The 15,075-nt window shown below is 61.9% G+C and carries 13 protein-coding genes; 6 read left to right on the top strand and 7 right to left on the bottom strand.

Features of this window, described 5'->3' with window-relative positions:
• Window positions 1-88 precede the first annotated feature (88 nt).
• From rnc to pdxJ, 4 genes are all read left to right on the top strand, one after another.
• A complete protein-coding gene (gene rnc / locus M2396_RS16650; protein ID WP_101321883.1) occupies window positions 89-778 on the top strand; it encodes a ribonuclease III in 690 nt (229 codons plus the stop codon).
• A complete protein-coding gene (gene era / locus M2396_RS16655) occupies window positions 771-1,673 on the top strand; it encodes a GTPase Era (protein ID WP_101321882.1) in 903 nt (300 codons plus the stop codon). The genes rnc and era overlap by 8 nt, the downstream gene beginning before the upstream one ends.
• A gap of 54 nt (window positions 1,674-1,727) precedes the next feature.
• Complete coding sequence (gene recO / locus M2396_RS16660) at window positions 1,728-2,411, top strand: DNA repair protein RecO (protein ID WP_259076091.1); 684 nt, start codon at window positions 1,728-1,730, stop codon at window positions 2,409-2,411.
• A 61-nt stretch (window positions 2,412-2,472) separates the two neighbouring features.
• Complete coding sequence (gene pdxJ / locus M2396_RS16665; RefSeq protein WP_409035106.1) at window positions 2,473-3,195, top strand: pyridoxine 5'-phosphate synthase; 723 nt, start codon at window positions 2,473-2,475, stop codon at window positions 3,193-3,195.
• Window positions 3,196-3,201: 6 nt separating this feature from the next.
• Here the strand turns inward: pdxJ and M2396_RS16670 are convergent, their stop codons facing one another.
• From M2396_RS16670 to cmoA, 4 genes are all read right to left on the bottom strand, one after another.
• Window positions 3,202-4,587: a heavy metal sensor histidine kinase gene (locus M2396_RS16670; RefSeq protein ID WP_150572215.1), complete on the bottom strand. Its 1,386-nt coding sequence runs from the start codon at window positions 4,585-4,587 to the stop codon at window positions 3,202-3,204.
• Window positions 4,584-5,258 carry a heavy metal response regulator transcription factor gene (locus M2396_RS16675; RefSeq protein ID WP_101321878.1) on the bottom strand — a complete coding sequence of 225 codons (675 nt, stop codon included), beginning with the start codon at window positions 5,256-5,258 and terminating at the stop codon, window positions 4,584-4,586. The genes M2396_RS16670 and M2396_RS16675 overlap by 4 nt, the downstream gene beginning before the upstream one ends.
• A 180-nt stretch (window positions 5,259-5,438) precedes the next feature.
• Window positions 5,439-6,395 (bottom strand): tRNA 5-methoxyuridine(34)/uridine 5-oxyacetic acid(34) synthase CmoB, encoded by a 957-nt coding sequence (gene cmoB, locus M2396_RS16680; protein WP_150570582.1) that lies wholly within the window; start codon window positions 6,393-6,395, stop codon window positions 5,439-5,441.
• The gene (cmoA, locus tag M2396_RS16685) at window positions 6,392-7,135 is read right to left on the bottom strand and encodes a carboxy-S-adenosyl-L-methionine synthase CmoA (protein WP_259076098.1); all 744 of its coding nucleotides are present in this window, start codon (window positions 7,133-7,135) and stop codon (window positions 6,392-6,394) included. The genes cmoB and cmoA overlap by 4 nt, the downstream gene beginning before the upstream one ends.
• Window positions 7,136-7,393: 258 nt before the next feature.
• On the opposite strand from cmoA, the gene M2396_RS16690 reads away from it, so the two are divergent.
• Window positions 7,394-8,590, top strand: a complete 1,197-nt coding sequence (locus M2396_RS16690) for an alpha-xenorhabdolysin family binary toxin subunit A (RefSeq protein WP_259076099.1) — start codon at window positions 7,394-7,396, stop codon at window positions 8,588-8,590.
• Window positions 8,591-8,604: 14 nt separating this feature from the next.
• On the top strand, window positions 8,605-9,543 hold the full coding sequence (locus M2396_RS16695; protein WP_259076101.1) for an alpha-xenorhabdolysin family binary toxin subunit B: 939 nt from the start codon (window positions 8,605-8,607) through the stop codon (window positions 9,541-9,543).
• Between the two features lie 6 nt (window positions 9,544-9,549).
• Here M2396_RS16695 and M2396_RS16700 read toward each other — a convergent pair whose 3' ends face one another.
• The 3 genes from M2396_RS16700 to M2396_RS16710 all read right to left on the bottom strand — a co-directional run bounded on the left by M2396_RS16700 (window position 9,550) and on the right by M2396_RS16710 (window position 15,059).
• Window positions 9,550-9,942: a protease inhibitor I42 family protein gene (locus M2396_RS16700; RefSeq protein ID WP_150570578.1), complete on the bottom strand. Its 393-nt coding sequence runs from the start codon at window positions 9,940-9,942 to the stop codon at window positions 9,550-9,552.
• A 121-nt stretch (window positions 9,943-10,063) separates the two neighbouring features.
• Window positions 10,064-12,484 (bottom strand): endopeptidase La, encoded by a 2,421-nt coding sequence (gene lon / locus M2396_RS16705; protein ID WP_259076104.1) that lies wholly within the window; start codon window positions 12,482-12,484, stop codon window positions 10,064-10,066.
• A gap of 163 nt (window positions 12,485-12,647) precedes the next feature.
• Window positions 12,648-15,059 carry a glucose/quinate/shikimate family membrane-bound PQQ-dependent dehydrogenase gene (locus M2396_RS16710; protein WP_259076106.1) on the bottom strand — a complete coding sequence of 804 codons (2,412 nt, stop codon included), beginning with the start codon at window positions 15,057-15,059 and terminating at the stop codon, window positions 12,648-12,650.
• Between the last annotated feature and the right edge of the window lie 16 nt (window positions 15,060-15,075).

Consider the following 15,075-nt stretch of genomic DNA (forward strand, 5'->3'; position numbering starts at 1 on the left):
GCGCTACCAACTGGCAGCGATTCACAGCCATACCGTCTTTTCAGGATGTTGATTTGAACAACGCGTTGAACAACAAACGGGTGGCCGCATGACTGCTTCCCTTGCACGCCTGGAGCGCAAGCTCGGCTATACCTTCAAGGATCAGGACCAGATGTTGCTGGCCCTGACCCATCGCAGCTATGCCGGGCGCAATAACGAGCGCCTGGAGTTTCTTGGCGACGCCATCCTCAATTTCGTCGCCGGCGAGGCGCTGTTCGAGCGCTTCCCGCAGGCCCGCGAAGGCCAGCTGTCGCGCCTGCGCGCACGCCTGGTCAAGGGTGAAACTCTGGCGCGGCTGGCGCGTGGATTCGACCTGGGAGAATTCCTCCGACTGGGTTCGGGTGAGCTGAAAAGCGGTGGTTTTCGCCGCGAATCGATCCTCGCCGATGCCCTCGAGGCGCTGATTGGCGCCATCTATCTGGATGCCGACATGCAGACCGCGCGCGAGCGCATTCTGGCCTGGCTGACCGATGAGTTCGAGAGCCTGACACTGGTCGACACCAATAAAGACCCGAAAACCCGCCTGCAGGAGTTTCTGCAGTCGCGTGGTTGCGATTTGCCGCGTTATGAAGTGGTCGATATCCAGGGCGAACCTCATTGCCGGACCTTCTTCGTCGAGTGCGAAGTGGTCCTGCTGAACAACAAGAGCCGTGGCCAGGGCGTAAGCCGGCGTATTGCCGAGCAAGTCGCCGCCGCCGCTGCACTGATCGCCCTGGGCGTGGAGAATGGTAATGACTGAGAACAACCCAACCCGTTGCGGCTACGTAGCCATCGTCGGCCGCCCCAACGTGGGCAAGTCGACCTTGCTCAACCATATCCTCGGGCAAAAGCTGGCGATCACCTCGCGCAAGCCGCAGACCACCCGCCACAACATGCTCGGGATCAAGACCGAGGGTGACGTGCAGGCGATCTACGTCGATACCCCAGGCATGCACAAGGCCAACGACAAGGCGCTCAACCGCTACATGAACCGCACCGCTTCGGCCGCCCTCAAGGACGTCGACGTGGTGATCTTCGTGGTTGACCGTACCCGCTGGACCGACGAGGACCAACTGGTGCTCGAGCGTGTCCAGTACGTTACCGGTCCGCTGATCATCGCGGTCAACAAGACCGACCGGATGGACGAGAAGGCCGAATTGATCCCGCACCTGAAATGGCTGCAGGAGCAACTGCCGAACGCCGAAGTCGTGCCGATCTCCGCCCAGCAGGGGCACAACCTCGAAGCGCTGGAAGCACTGATCGCCAAGCAGCTGCCGGAGAACGATCACTTCTTCCCGGAAGACCAGATCACCGACCGCAGCAGCCGCTTCCTCGCCGCCGAACTGGTCCGCGAGAAGATCATGCGCCAACTGGGTGCCGAGCTGCCGTACCAGATCACTGTCGAGATCGAAGAGTTCAAGCAGCAAGGCCATGTGCTGCACATCCATGCCCTGATCCTCGTCGAGCGTGATGGCCAGAAGAAGATCATCATTGGCGACAAAGGCGAGCGTATCAAGCGCATCGGCTCCGACGCGCGCAAGGACATGGAAACGCTGTTCGACGCCAAGGTCATGCTCAACCTTTGGGTCAAGGTCAAAGGCGGTTGGTCCGATGATGAGCGCGCCCTGCGCTCGCTGGGCTACGGCGACCTGTAACACACCCCCAACGGCCCGGATTGTTCCGGGCCGTTCTGCATCCGGGCCTTCCCCATGGAACAACCTCAAGGTCAGCCGGCGTACGTGCTGCACAGCCGTGCGTACCGCGAGACCAGCGCGCTGGTGGACTTTTTCACGCCGCAAGGTCGCGTGCGTGCGGTGCTGCGCCGGGCGCGGGGCAAGGGTGGCAGCCTGGTGCGCTCGTTCGTGCCGTTGGAAGTCGAGCTGCGTGGACGCGGCGAGTTGAAGAACGTCAACCGCCTCGACAGCGCCGGAATTGCCGCCTGGCTCAATGGTAATGCACTGTTCAGCGGCTTGTACCTGAATGAACTGCTGATGCGCCTGCTGCCGGCCGAGGCGCCATACCCAGCGCTGTTCGAGCACTATGCCCTGACCCTGCAGGCGTTGGGCCAGGGCCGGCCATTGGAGCCGTTGCTGCGGGCCTTTGAATGGCGCCTGCTGGAGCAGCTCGGTTACGCCTTTGCCCTGGATCACGACGTCAACGCCGAGCCTATCGCCGCCACTGGTCTGTACCGCCTGCAGGTCGACGCCGGGCTTGAGCGGGTGGAGCTGTTCCAGCCCGGGTTGTTCAGGGGCGATGAACTGCTCGCACTGGCTCACGCCGAGTGGGAAGCGCCTGGCGCATTGCTGGCAGCCAAGCGACTGATGCGCCAGGCCCTGGCCGTCCACCTGGGGCCAAAGCCGCTGGTGAGTCGGGAGTTGTTTCGCAAGCGCTGAGCACGTCGTATGCTGTGCGGCTACATCTTCAGGAGAGCCTTTCGTGACTCATAGCAACCGCATGCTTCTCGGCGTCAACATCGACCACGTGGCGACCTTGCGCCAGGCCCGCGGCACCCGCTATCCAGATCCGGTCAAGGCCGCGCTGGACGCCGAAGAAGCGGGCGCCGACGGCATTACCGTACACCTGCGTGAAGACCGCCGGCATATCCAGGAGCGCGATGTACTGTTGCTCAAGGACGTGCTGCAGACGCGGATGAACTTCGAGATGGGCATTACCGAAGAGATGATGCTGTTCGCTGAGCAGATTCGCCCGGCGCACATCTGCCTGGTCCCGGAAACCCGTCAGGAACTGACCACCGAAGGCGGCCTCGATGTGGCCGGTCAGGAAGCGCGGATCAAGGCGGCCGTCGAGCGCCTGGCCCGCACCGGCGCTGAAGTGTCGTTGTTCATCGATGCCGACGAGCGCCAGATCGAAGCTTCGCGACGGGTCGGCGCGCCGGCCATCGAGCTGCACACCGGTCGCTACGCCGATGCGCTGACCCCAACCGAGGTGGCCGATGAGCTCAAGCGCATCGCCGACGGCGTCGCGTTTGGCGTCGGCCAGGGCCTGATCGTCAACGCCGGCCACGGCCTGCATTACCACAACGTCGAGGCGGTCGCGGCGATCAAGGGCATCAACGAGCTGAACATCGGTCACGCGTTGGTGGCGCATGCGCTGTTTGTCGGCTTCAAGGCCGCCGTGGCTGAAATGAAAGCGTTGATCCTGCAGGCCTCGCGCTGATCGGCGTCACTCGGCACGAAACAGCAAGGTAAACCGGGTTGGCCCATGCGCCTGGCTGCTGACCTCGACCCGGCCGCCGTGCAGTTGCATGATCGACTGCACGATCGCCAGCCCCAGGCCAGTGCCGCCATCGAGCCGCGAGCGACCGCTGTCGGCCCGGTAGAACCTTTCGAACAGGTGTGGCAGGTGCTCGTCAGCGATCCCCGGCCCGTGGTTCTCAACCCATACCCAGGCCTGCTGTGCATGGCGGCCAATGCCAATGGTTACGACGCTGCCCTCGGGGCCATGTCTTAGTGCGTTGCTGAGCAGGTTGGACAAGGCCCGTTGGCACATCAGCCGGTCGCCCAGGGCGGTGGCCCAGCCTTGATGCCTGATCTCGATATCCTTCACTTCGGCGCTGATGGCAAACAGCTCGCTGACGCGCACGACTTCGTCGGCCAGCGCCAGCGGTTTGAACTCGACCTGGGCCTGCGGCTGGCTGACCTGCGCGAGAAACAACATGTCGTTGATGATGCGGTTGAGCCGAGTCAGTTCTTCGATGCTGTCTTCCAGCACCTCGCGATAATCGCCGCTGTCGCGTGGGCGGGCGAGGGTAACCTGGGCCTTGCCCATCAGGTTGCTCAGGGGCGTCCGTAGCTCATGCGCGAGGTCGTCGGAAAACTGCGACAACTGGCGCACACCCTGATCGAGCCGATCAAGCATCACATTGATCGAGCGGGCGAGGTCGGCCAGTTCCTGCGGCAGGCCGCTGGAGGGCAGTCGATGGTCGAGCGCTTGCGCAGACACCTGGCCGGCGATCCGGCGAAACCGCCTCAGTGGTTTCAAACTGCGCTGCACCAGCTTCCAGGCACAGACGCCAATCAGCAGCAGTAACAACGGCAAGGCCAGCAGAGTCGAGCGCAGGTAGGCGTGCAACAGGTAGTGATCGTCGGCGCGATTGAGGGTCATCATTACCCGCACCGGGGTGTCATCGCGCAGCCGCATCGCCTGCGTCACGCTGAGAAACTGCGCTCCGCTGCTGTCCTTCCATTCCTGAAAGGTCTGGCCGTCGCTCCACGGCAGCTCGCGCAGGCGCTGTGACTGCAGCGCCGGGCCCAGGCTGAGCAGGGCTGCATGGCGGCCATTCAGAGCCATCACGCTGAGGCTTAGGTTGTCATGGCCCATGACCAGGTCGAGCAGTGGGTGGGCGCGGCTGGCCAGGTCAGCGCTACGCAGGTCGACCCGCAGGTTGTGTTCTACCTGCAGCATCTTGCGCGCGAGGTCCTTGCGCGCGCGGCTGTCCAGTTCATGGTCGAGGGCAAAGACCGCCAGGCAGGCCAACAGCAGCACCAGCGCGGCGCCCATCAGGGTCACGCTCAGACCAAGCCGCAGAGACAGGCTGGCGGGTTTCAACGGCGCGCCTCGAGCACGTAGCCAACACCGCGCAGGGTGTGGATCAGTTTGTCTTCGAAGGGATCGTCGATCTTGGCCCGCAAGCGCCGGATCGACACCTCGACAACGTTGGTGTCGCAATCGAAGTTCATGTCCCACACCAGCGAGATGATCTGCGTGCGTGACAGCACCTCGCCGCTCTGGCGCATCAGCAGGTGCAGCAGCGAGAACTCCTTGGCAGTGAGGTCGATACGTGTGCTGCCACGCCAGGCCCGGTGGCGGCCAGGGTCCAGCTCCAGGTCGGCGACGCGCAATGTGCTCGGCTGTACCTGCTGATCGTTGCGCCGCAACAGGCTGCGGATCCGCGCCAGCAATTCGGGAAATTCGAATGGCTTGAGCAGGTAGTCATCCGCGCCCAGATCCAGGCCCTTGACCCGGTCAGACAGGCGACCGTGAGCGGTGAGCATCATGATTCGCGTGGCCGACTCGGCGCGTAGCCGTTGCAGTACGGCCCAGCCGTCCAGTTCCGGCAGGTTGACGTCCAGAATGACCAGGTCATAGGCCTGCTGGCGGGCCATGTGCAGGCCGTCGATGCCAGTGTGTGCACAATCCACGACATAGCCGTTTTCGCGCAGTCCTTGCTGAAGGTAATCGGCAGTCCGCAGTTCGTCCTCGATGATCAGTAGGCGCATGCTCGGGCTCAGGCAGAATTCGGGAGAGGGATTGTCGACCCTGAAGCTGGATCAAGGTCAAGCGCGCGATAGTACGCCAAGCCTGGGGTGGATCGGCGTGAATAACGGATTTGTCATCAGCGCGTCATCTGGCGGTTAGCCAGACGACGCGCTGAGCAGACAGGATGGTTGCGGCCGGGTTTACTTGCGCGCCAGGATCGTCGCCCGCCGCGGGGCGGGCAGGCCTTCGATGGTGCGGCTGTGGTCCTGCGGGTCGAGAAAGTCGCTCAGAGACTGATAGCGCATCCACTCGGTGCTGCGCTGCTCCTCGACACTGGTGACACTGACGTCGACGCAGCGCACGTCACTGAAACCGGCGCGCCGCAGCAGGCGCTCCAGTGCCGCTACCGAAGGCAAGAACCAGACATTGCGCATCTGCGCATAGCGGTCTTCGGGAACCAGCACTTGATTCTCGTCGCCTTCGATGACCAGAGTTTCCAGCACCAGCTCACCGCCTTTTACCAGGCAGTCCTTGAGCGCCAGCAAGTGCTCGATGGGCGAACGACGATGATAGAACACACCCATCGAAAACACCGTGTCGAAGCCTTCGAGGTTGGCCGGCAGTTCCTCAAGGGCGAATGGCAGGTGCCACGCCGGCAGCTCGGGCAGGTACTTGTGCACCGCCTGGAACTGGCAGAAGAACAGCCAGTTGGGGTCGACTCCGACCACCATGTCAGCGCCGGCGCCGAGCATGCGCCATTGGTAGTAGCCGTTGCCGCAGCCGACATCCAGCACACGCTTGCCGGTCAGGTCCAGGTGCGGGCTGACCCGCGCCCACTTCCAGTCCGAATGCCATTCGGTGTCGACATGGACGCCAAACAACTCGAACGGGCCCTTGCGCCAAGGCGACAGGCCCATCAAGGCCTGCTGCAGCTGAGCGCGCGTCGCCTCATCGCAGGGGCTGTGCAGACTCAGGCCATTGACCAGGTCAACTTCACTCGGCACCAGCTCAGGCAGCGCCTCGAGGGCGCCATGCCAGCGCTCAAGGTCACCGTGGCCTTTTTCCATCTTGCTGGCCAGTTGGGCTTGCAGGCCTTGTGACCAGGTGGCCAGGGGGGTGCCCGCCAGACGGCGGACCAGGGGGGACAAATCGATCATGGCAGGGCTATCAGTGAGGCGAAGTTTAGGCATTGGAACCACGGCACGACCTTGCTGAAACCGGCCGCATGCAGGCGCGCCTTGTGGGTCTCGAGGGTGTCGGGTTTCATTACGTGTTCGATGGCGCTGCGCTTCTGGGCAATTTCCAGTTCGCTGTAGCCGTTGGCGCGTTTGAAGTCCAGGTGCAGTTCGTTCAGGAGTGCCTGTTCCTGGTCATCGGCGAAGCAGAGTTTTTCCGAGAGGATCAACGCCCCGCCCGGCAGCAGTGTCTGGCGGATGCGGCTGAGCAGTTCGAAGCGCTGGGTGGGGGCGATGAACTGCAGGGTGAAATTCATCGCCACCACCGAGGCTGGCTCGAATGGCAGGGCCAGAATATCCGCCTCGAGCACCTGGACCGGGAGCAGTTCCTGGAACATCGAGTCTTGCGCGGTGAGGTACTGGCGACAGCGTTCGACCATGGCTGCCGAGTTGTCCACGGCGATCACCCGGCAGCCGTCGCTGCGCACGTGGCGGCGCAACGACTGGGTAACCGCACCCAGCGAGGCGCCGAGGTCATACAGCGCGGAGTGTGGCTGGGCAAAACGCGCGGCCAGCACGCCAAGGTTTTCGACGATGGTCGGGTAACCGGGCACCGAGCGCTTGATCATGTCCGGGAACACCCGCACCACGTCCTCGTTGAAGGCGAAGTCGGGCACCTGGTCCAGGGGCCTTGCAAACAGGCGGTCGGGTGTCTGGCTCACTGCGGGCTCTTGGGAAAAAAGGTGGGGCAGTATTCTAGCTAACGCGGTCGTCGCTGCCTATGTAGCAGGGCCAGACAGCGCAAATCGGGGACCGGTGGCAACGATTCCATTTCTCAGCGTTCTGGCGTCGAACGTTGACATTTCTGTCAGTGCTTCAACGTTGTGCCGACTTCGGTCGGGTGGTCACAGGCTTAGGCTCTTAGTCGCAGTCAAGGCCATGATCCCGTGTTGCCAATTGACATTGCGTGGAGAGCAGCGATGAGTGAGAACACTGAAACCCCGGTGAAGTCTGGCGCAGCAGACGCGGTTCGCCCCCCGACGTTTGAAGAACTGACGCCGAGTGAGCGGGCTGAGCGGATTCCCCAACAGATCTTCGATTTGAAGAAAGACGAACCGGCTTTCATTTTCAGCAAGGACAACCTGCTGATGATAAAGCGTTACGAAGCGGCCGTGCGCCGATTGCCCTCCTCTCGCGAGGAACTGGCCGGTACGCTGGATTTTGCCGCCGTGGGGTTAGAGATTGAAGACGTGCACCGTTTCTACGATGACCTGCGCACGCATGTCAACGGATGGGATGACATCGAAGATGCGTGCAAGAAGATGGGCAGCGAACTGCAGGTATTCGCCGAGACCTTGTTCACTGAAGGGGTAGCTTTTATTGCCGAGTTGAAATCGACTGACGCGTGGGCATCGTTGGAAAACACGTCACTCAATGATATTGATCTGGAAAAAGCACCGCCTGTTCCGCTGTCCCGCAAGGACACGGCGACCTTTAAGGAGGGCGTGGACAGTTACCTGAAAGACATTGAATCGCAGATCAAGGAGCGATTGAAGTCGATCCGGCATGTCAAAGCGCTCACCGATAGGTTTGCAGATGTCATTGGCAGTCACCTTAAGCCGACTGCGGACGGTTTGCTCAAGGCGATGAACAAGAAAGACGTTTCCCTTGAAGTGCAGAAAATCGACCTGGAGTTGACGGAGCTGGATAACGCGATCGAGCGCAAGCTTGACGAGTATAACGGTCTGGTCGGCGCTTCCTTTTATGGCCTTGTTTTCGGGCCGGTAGGGCTCTTGATTACCGGTGGCATCTACGGTGCTCAAGCCGAGGAAGTGCGGGCCGAGAAGAATACGCTGATCGCCAGACGGGAAGCGTCGGCTGTTCGTAAGAGCAAGTTGCTCGCGCAGTCTGAAAGCTTTGAATTGACCAAGAGACTGATCATGGACTTGCAGTTCCGTCTGGTCGAGGTCAGGACCGCCGTCAAGAATCTCGAAGATGTCTGGGTGTTGCTGGAAGTCTACGTTGAGCAATCGTTGGCGCAGCTCGAAAAAGTTGACACCCAGGTAATGCTGAAAAAATTTGTGCGGCAGTTTCAGCGAGTGATCAGTCCTTGGAAAGACATCCTGGGAATCTCCAAGACAATTTCAAAGTTGTTCAATGAAACGATAGTCTCTTAAGGGAAGGTTGGGTTATGGACATGAAAAACACGGCGTCGCTGTTGCCCGATATTGCGAACATGCTGAAGGTTGAGACGCGAGTCAACGATATCGCTCACGGTGAAGCCACATTGATGCTGCCCGCCCTGCGCGAGCAGATTGGCGATCTGTCGAAACGTATCGAACACGCTAACAAGGTACTTCGGACAAAAATCCTCGCGGCGTGGGTTGCATTAAAGGAGCCGCTGGAGGACGCCCAGGAGGATGAAAGTGAAGAGAACGGGCAGGAGTTGCTGCGGGCGCGAGGTACTGTGCAGCAGGCGATGGCCCAGGCAAGCGGCGCCATCGCCGACGTCTGCAGTCACCCGTCACCTGACGCTGCAGTGGTACGGGGGGAACTCAGGTCGTCGATCAGCGCGCAACAATTAGCGATCAGTGGTCTTGAAGAAACGCTGGCGAAACAGCAGCAGCGCCTGCACGACATTCACCAGCTCATTAATGCCTTGGAAAAGCCCTCGATGAGCAAAGCGTTCAAAGGCCTTATTCCCAAAGAGCAGGATGTTGATGCCGCCCTGGCTCTGTTCAAGGACCCGAGCCTCGATCCAGCCGTGATCAAGGCCGGCATTCGCAGACTCAACGAAGGGATCGACGAACTGGCTGGCGCACGCAAGTTTGCCGATCTGGTCAAGGCGGTGGGTGTCCTGGACAAACGTCTGAAGGAACAGCACGAGAGTCTCGCGCAGACTCAGGCGCGTCTGGCCAGGAGTCAGGAGGAACTTGCGCAGTACGACGGGCTGGATGAACTGGGCACGCTGCACGGTCAATGGTTGCAGGAGGCGGCCAAACTCACCAGCGGTTGGCAGCCTCTGGAACAACTGGCAATCAATACCGTCGAGCGACGTGAGCTGCTGACGGCGTTGCGCAACATCCACGACTACCTGTTGCAGGTGCGCCGGCAATTCGAGGGCGGGTGATCAGTATCACCTGACCGAGATGGCGCAATCGAAGGTTTGCACTGGCCGTACTTCTGGTGCCCAGGGCTGCTGGTAGACCAGAGTCAGCTGGGCTGCTCCGACAGCCTTGGCCTGGAAGCGCCAGGTCGAGACGCCAGCGCTGCCGACCAGGCCGGCCGCTTCCGGCTGGCTGTACACCTCCGGGCTCAGCGCTCGGAGGACTTCAGGTGCAGCGTTGTCGACCCGCCAGCGGTAGCCGGTGGTCGGGTTGCTCGGGAGGCTCAACGTCAGGCTCTGACCCAGTTGCAGGCGGACCGGACATTCATGTTTCGCGTCCAGGTCGACGTTCTGCGGGGGCTGCTGGGCGCAGGCGGTGATCAGGGTCAGGCTTGAGGCGACAAGGAGGCGGGTGGCTGTCATGTTGGCTCCGGAAACGGGCGATGACCGAGCATAACCGAAGCACTTGCAGGTCTGTCCAGCCTGCTGGTGTTTTCGGCTGTTCGACCCCGTGACTGGCAGCACGGGGTCGAACGCCCTCAGATCAGAATAATACCTTGGCCACGTCGGTAAAGCGCTTGGCGAAATGCACCGTAAGCCCTTCGCGCAGGTACTCCGGCAGTTCCTCGAAGTCGCCGCGGTTGGCTTCGGGGAGGATCAGCTCGAAGAGTTTTTGCCGCTTGGCGGCGATGATCTTCTCGCGCACACCGCCGATCGGCAGGACCTGGCCGGTCAGGGTCAGCTCGCCAGTCATGGCCACGCCTTTTTTCGGCGCCTGATCGCGAGCCAGCGACAACAGTGCGCTGGCCATGGTTACGCCGGCACTCGGACCGTCCTTGGGCGTGGCACCCTCAGGCACATGCAGGTGAATGAAGGCCTCGTTGAAGAAACCGGGGTCGCCGCCAAACTGCTTAAGATTGGCGCTGACGTAGCTGTAGGCAATTTCAGCAGATTCCTTCATGACATCACCCAGTTTGCCGGTCAGCTTGAAGCCGCGGTTGAGCGTATGAATGCGCGTGGCTTCGATCGGCAGCGTGGCACCGCCCATGCTGGTCCAGGCCAGGCCAGTGATCACGCCTTTGCCTGCCAGCACTTGTTCGCTGCGAAATACCGGCATGCCCAGTGCGGCTTCGAGGTCCTTGGGGGCGATCTTGAGCTTGGCCGTTGGTTCTTCGAGCAATTTCATCACGGCCTTGCGCACCAGCTTGCCCAGTTGCTTCTCCAGTTGCCGCACGCCAGCTTCCCGCGCATAGCCGTCGATCACCAGTCGCAGCGCACTGTCGCTGATGGTCAGGCTGGTCTTGGCGACACCGGCTTTCTCCAGCTGCTTGGGCCACAGGTGACGCTTGGCGATGGCCAGCTTCTCTTCGGAGATGTAACCAGACAGGCGGATCACTTCCATGCGGTCGAGCAGAGGCCCCGGAATCGAGTCGAGGGTGTTGGCGGTACACACGAACAACACCTTGGACAGGTCCAGGCGCAAGTCCAGATAGTGATCAAGGAAATCGACGTTTTGCTCCGGGTCGAGGGTTTCCAGCAGCGCCGAGGCCGGGTCGCCCTGATAGCTCTGGCCCATCTTGTCGATCTCGTCGAGCATGATCACCGGGTTCATCACCTCAACATCTTTCAGCGCCTGCACCAGCTTGCCCGGCTGGGCGCCAATGTAGGTGCGGCGGTGGCCCTTGATCTCGGCCTCGTCGCGCATGCCGCCGACACTGAAGCGGTAGAACGGCCGGCCGAGCGATTCGGCGATGGACTTGCCGATGCTGGTCTTGCCCACCCCGGGCGGGCCAACCAGCAACACGATCGAGCCACTGATCTCGCCTTTCCAGGCGCCGACGGCGAGGAACTCGAGAATCCGCTCCTTGATGTCATCCAGCCCGGCGTGATGCTGATCAAGCACCTTGCGTGCATGCTTGAGGTCGAGCTTGTCCTTGCCGTAAACGCCCCAGGGCAGGGCGCTGGCCCATTCCAGATAGTTGCGGGTAACGGCGTATTCCGGCGAGCCGGTTTCCAGGATCGCCAGCTTGCCCAGCTCTTCATCAAGGCGTTTTTTCGCGGTGGCAGGCAGGGTCTTGCCCTCCAGGCGCTGCTTGAACTGCTCAAGGTCAGCGCTGCGGTCGTCCTTGGTCAGGCCAAGTTCCTGCTGGATGACCTTGAGCTGTTCCTTGAGGAAGAACTCGCGCTGGTGCTCGCCGATCTGCCGGTTGACCTCTGCCGAGATCTCGTTCTGCAGGTGGGCGACTTCCACTTCCTTGCGCAGCATCGGCAAGACTTTTTCCATGCGTTTGAGCATGGGCACGCAGTCGAGCACTTCCTGCAGCTGCTTGCCGGTGGCCGAGGTCAGTGCCGCAGCGAAGTCGGTCAGCGGCGACGGGTCGTTGGGGCTGAAGCGGTTGAGATAGTTCTTCAGCTCTTCGCTGTACAACGGGTTGAGCGGCAGCAACTCCTTGATCGCGTTGATCAAGGCCATGCCGTACGCCTTGACCTCATCGGTCGGCTCGGTCGACTGGCGCGGGTACTCGACTTCGACCAGATAAGGTGGGCGATGGTGTTTGAGCCAGGTACGGATGCGCACCCGGGTCAGGCCCTGGGCAACGAACTGCAGCTTGCCGTTCTCGCGGCTGGCGTGGTGGACCTTGACCAGGGTGCCGTACTCGGGCAATGCCGAAGTGTCGAAGTGACGGTGATCTTCGGGCGGCGTATCCATGAAGAACAGCGCCAGCGAGTGGTGATCGGTCTTGGCCACCAGGTCGAGGGTTTCTGCCCATGGCTCTTCGTTGACGATCACCGGCAGCACCTGGGCCGGGAAGAATGGGCGGTTGTGAATCGGGATGACGTAGACCTTGTCTGGCAGCTGTTGGCCGGGCAGGGCCAGGGCATGGCCAGGGATTGCGGCGCCTTCGAGGTGTTCGATTTCGCTATGTTCGTCGGGCTGTTCCGAATGATCCTGCTGGTCGCTCATGAGGCACCTGAGTTAATGACTATGGTGCTTAGATGGGGTAAAGGCCAATGGGTTTCAAGCCAGCGTAGATGAAGAGGTTAGCGCGCTATTTATAAGGGGCCAAAAAAAAGCGGAACCGTACAGGTTCCGCTTCTTTTATGCAGGTGATGCACTGGCGCGAGGATTAGTCGGCCAGTTTGTAAGCGATGATGTAATCACCCATCTTGGTGCCCAGCGAGCCGTGGCCGCCGGCGGTGACCAGCACATACTGCTTGCCGTCCTTGCCGGTGTAGGTCATCGGCGTGGCCTGGCCACCTGCTGGCAGGCGCGCCTTCCACAGTTCGGCGCCGTTGTGCACGTCATAGGCACGCAGGTACTGGTCGAGGGTGCCGCTGAGGAAGCCGACACCGCCCGCAGTGACCATCGAGCCGCCCATGCTCGGCACACCGACCGGCATACCGATCGGGATCGGCGTGCTGTCACGGGTGGTGCCGTTCTTGTGCTTCCACACCACCTTGTTGGTGAACAGGTCGATGGCGGCTACATAACCCCAGGCCGGTGCCTGGCATGGCACGCCCAGTGGCGACATGAAGGGGTGCATGATTACGGCGTACGGAGCACCGCTGTTGGGCTGCACGCCGCTGGTTTCACTTTCGCGCTTGCTGTCGGCAGCGACTTGCTCGCGCGGCACCATCTTCGACACGAAGGCCATGTAGTTGGGCGAGGTGAACATCAATTGGCGCACCGGGTCGATCGACACGCTGCCCCAGTTGAACACACCGACGTTGCCGGGGTAGATCAGGCTGCCCTGTTCCGACGGCGGGGTGTATTGGCCTTCGTAGCGTAGTTCACGGAACTGGATGCGGCAGAGCATCTGGTCAAACGGGGTGGCGCCCCACATGGCCTGTTCGGTCAGGTCCGGGCCCAGCAGGTTGAGGTCGGAGCGGGCCTGGGTCGGGGCGGTGTGGTCACCCTTGACCGCGCCCTGCGGCACCGGGATCTCGCGGATCGGCACAATCGGCGTGCCGTCGCGACGGTCAAGTACATACAGGCTGCCCTGCTTGGTTGGCACGATCACCGCTGGCTTGACGCCGTCATCGGTCTTCAGGTGCATCAGGGTCGGCTGGCTGCCGACGTCCATGTCCCACAGGTCGTGGTGAGTGAACTGGTAGTTCCAACGGGCCTTGCCGGTGGCCAGGTCCAGGGCAACGATACCGGCGCTGTACTTCTCGGCGCCCGGGGTGCGATCCGCGCCCCACTGGTCAGGGGTCTGGTTGCCCAGTGGCAGGTAGATCATGCCCAGGTCTTCATCGACGCTGGCGATCGACCACATGTTGGCCGAGTTGCGGCTGTAGGTCTTGCCAGGTGCCAGTGGCTTGGTGTCATCCGGGTTGTTGCTGTCCCAGTTCCATACCAGATGACCATCGTGCACGTCATAGGCGCGAATCACCCCGGACGGTTCGTTGGTCGACTCGTTATCGGTGACATGGCCGCCGATGATCACCAGATCGCGGGTAATCGCTGCAGGCGACGTCGAGTAGTAACCACCTGCGGTGAACGGGCCAATGCCGGTAGTCAGATCGATGACGCCCTGGTTGGCGAAGCCTTCGCAGACCTTGCCGGTGTCGGCGTTGATGGCGATCAGGCGCGCATCGGCGGTCGGCAGGTACAGGCGGCGCGGGCATGCCTGGGCAACGACCTGGCCAGCATCGGAAATTTTCGGCGCCGGGCTGCCGTCACGGCTGACGTAGCGGTTCTCGTCATAGTAGGACGCACCCCGGCAGGTCATGTGGGCGAAGCCCTTGAAGGTACCCACCGGACTCTTTACTTGCGGGTCGAAGCGCCAGATTTCGGCACCGGTGTCCGGGTCCAGCGCCAGCAGCTTGCTGTGCGCAGTACAGGCGTAGAGCATGCCGTTGACCTTCAGCGGCGTGTTCTGGTTGGTCAGTTCGACCGGGTCGTTTTCAGTGGGCAGGTCGCCGGTGCGGATGCGCCAGGCTTCTTCCAGGCGGTAGGCATTCTGCGCGGTGATCTGGCGCAGCGGCGAGTAGCGGTCGCCGTGCTCGGTACGGCCATACGCCTGCCAGTCGCCGTCAGGCATGGCCGGGGCGGTGCTGGCCATTTCGCTGCTGTCGCGGTTGAACTCGCCGCGGATCTCGCCCGGGTGAGTGAACTGGCTGGCCAGAGCGGTGGCGCCGGCGGCAACTACTGCAACGCTGAGCAGCGCGGTGTTGGCTCGGGAGGCCGGGCCAAGCAGCGGGCGGCGTGCCCACGGCAGCAGCAGGACTACGCCAAGGGCGAACCAGATCGCCAGGCGCGGCACCAGTTGCCACCAGTCCAGGCCAACTTCCCACAGCGCCCAGGCGGTGCTGGCCAGCAGCACCACGCCGTAGACACCAAGGGCGATCTGCCGTTTGGCCAACAGCAGGATGCCGCTGACGGCAAAGCCGATGCCGGCCAGCAGGTAGTAAAGCGATCCGCCCAGCTGGCTGAGCTTGATACCGCCGGCCAGCAGGGCCAGGCCCATCAGCACCAGCAGCACGCCTAGCAGGCGCGGTAGCCAGCGGGTTCCGGTTTTGGCACCGTCAGTGCTCATCAAAGGTACTCCGTGA

This window comes from Pseudomonas sp. BIGb0278, assembly GCF_024809895.1.
Taxonomy (GTDB): domain Bacteria; phylum Pseudomonadota; class Gammaproteobacteria; order Pseudomonadales; family Pseudomonadaceae; genus Aquipseudomonas; species Aquipseudomonas shirazensis.

Coding starts and splice junctions, on each gene's coding strand:
- rnc (WP_101321883.1), top strand. CDS start 89: ATGACTGCTTCCCTTGCACGCCTGGAGCGCAAGCTCGGCTATACCTTC.
- era (WP_101321882.1), top strand. CDS start 771: ATGACTGAGAACAACCCAACCCGTTGCGGCTACGTAGCCATCGTCGGC.
- recO (WP_259076091.1), top strand. CDS start 1,728: ATGGAACAACCTCAAGGTCAGCCGGCGTACGTGCTGCACAGCCGTGCG.
- pdxJ (WP_409035106.1), top strand. CDS start 2,473: ATGCTTCTCGGCGTCAACATCGACCACGTGGCGACCTTGCGCCAGGCC.
- M2396_RS16675 (WP_101321878.1), bottom strand. CDS start 5,258: ATGCGCCTACTGATCATCGAGGACGAACTGCGGACTGCCGATTACCTT.
- cmoB (WP_150570582.1), bottom strand. CDS start 6,395: ATGATCGATTTGTCCCCCCTGGTCCGCCGTCTGGCGGGCACCCCCCTG.
- M2396_RS16690 (WP_259076099.1), top strand. CDS start 7,394: ATGAGTGAGAACACTGAAACCCCGGTGAAGTCTGGCGCAGCAGACGCG.
- M2396_RS16695 (WP_259076101.1), top strand. CDS start 8,605: ATGGACATGAAAAACACGGCGTCGCTGTTGCCCGATATTGCGAACATG.
- M2396_RS16700 (WP_150570578.1), bottom strand. CDS start 9,942: ATGACAGCCACCCGCCTCCTTGTCGCCTCAAGCCTGACCCTGATCACC.
- lon (WP_259076104.1), bottom strand. CDS start 12,484: ATGAGCGACCAGCAGGATCATTCGGAACAGCCCGACGAACATAGCGAA.
- M2396_RS16710 (WP_259076106.1), bottom strand. CDS start 15,059: ATGAGCACTGACGGTGCCAAAACCGGAACCCGCTGGCTACCGCGCCTG.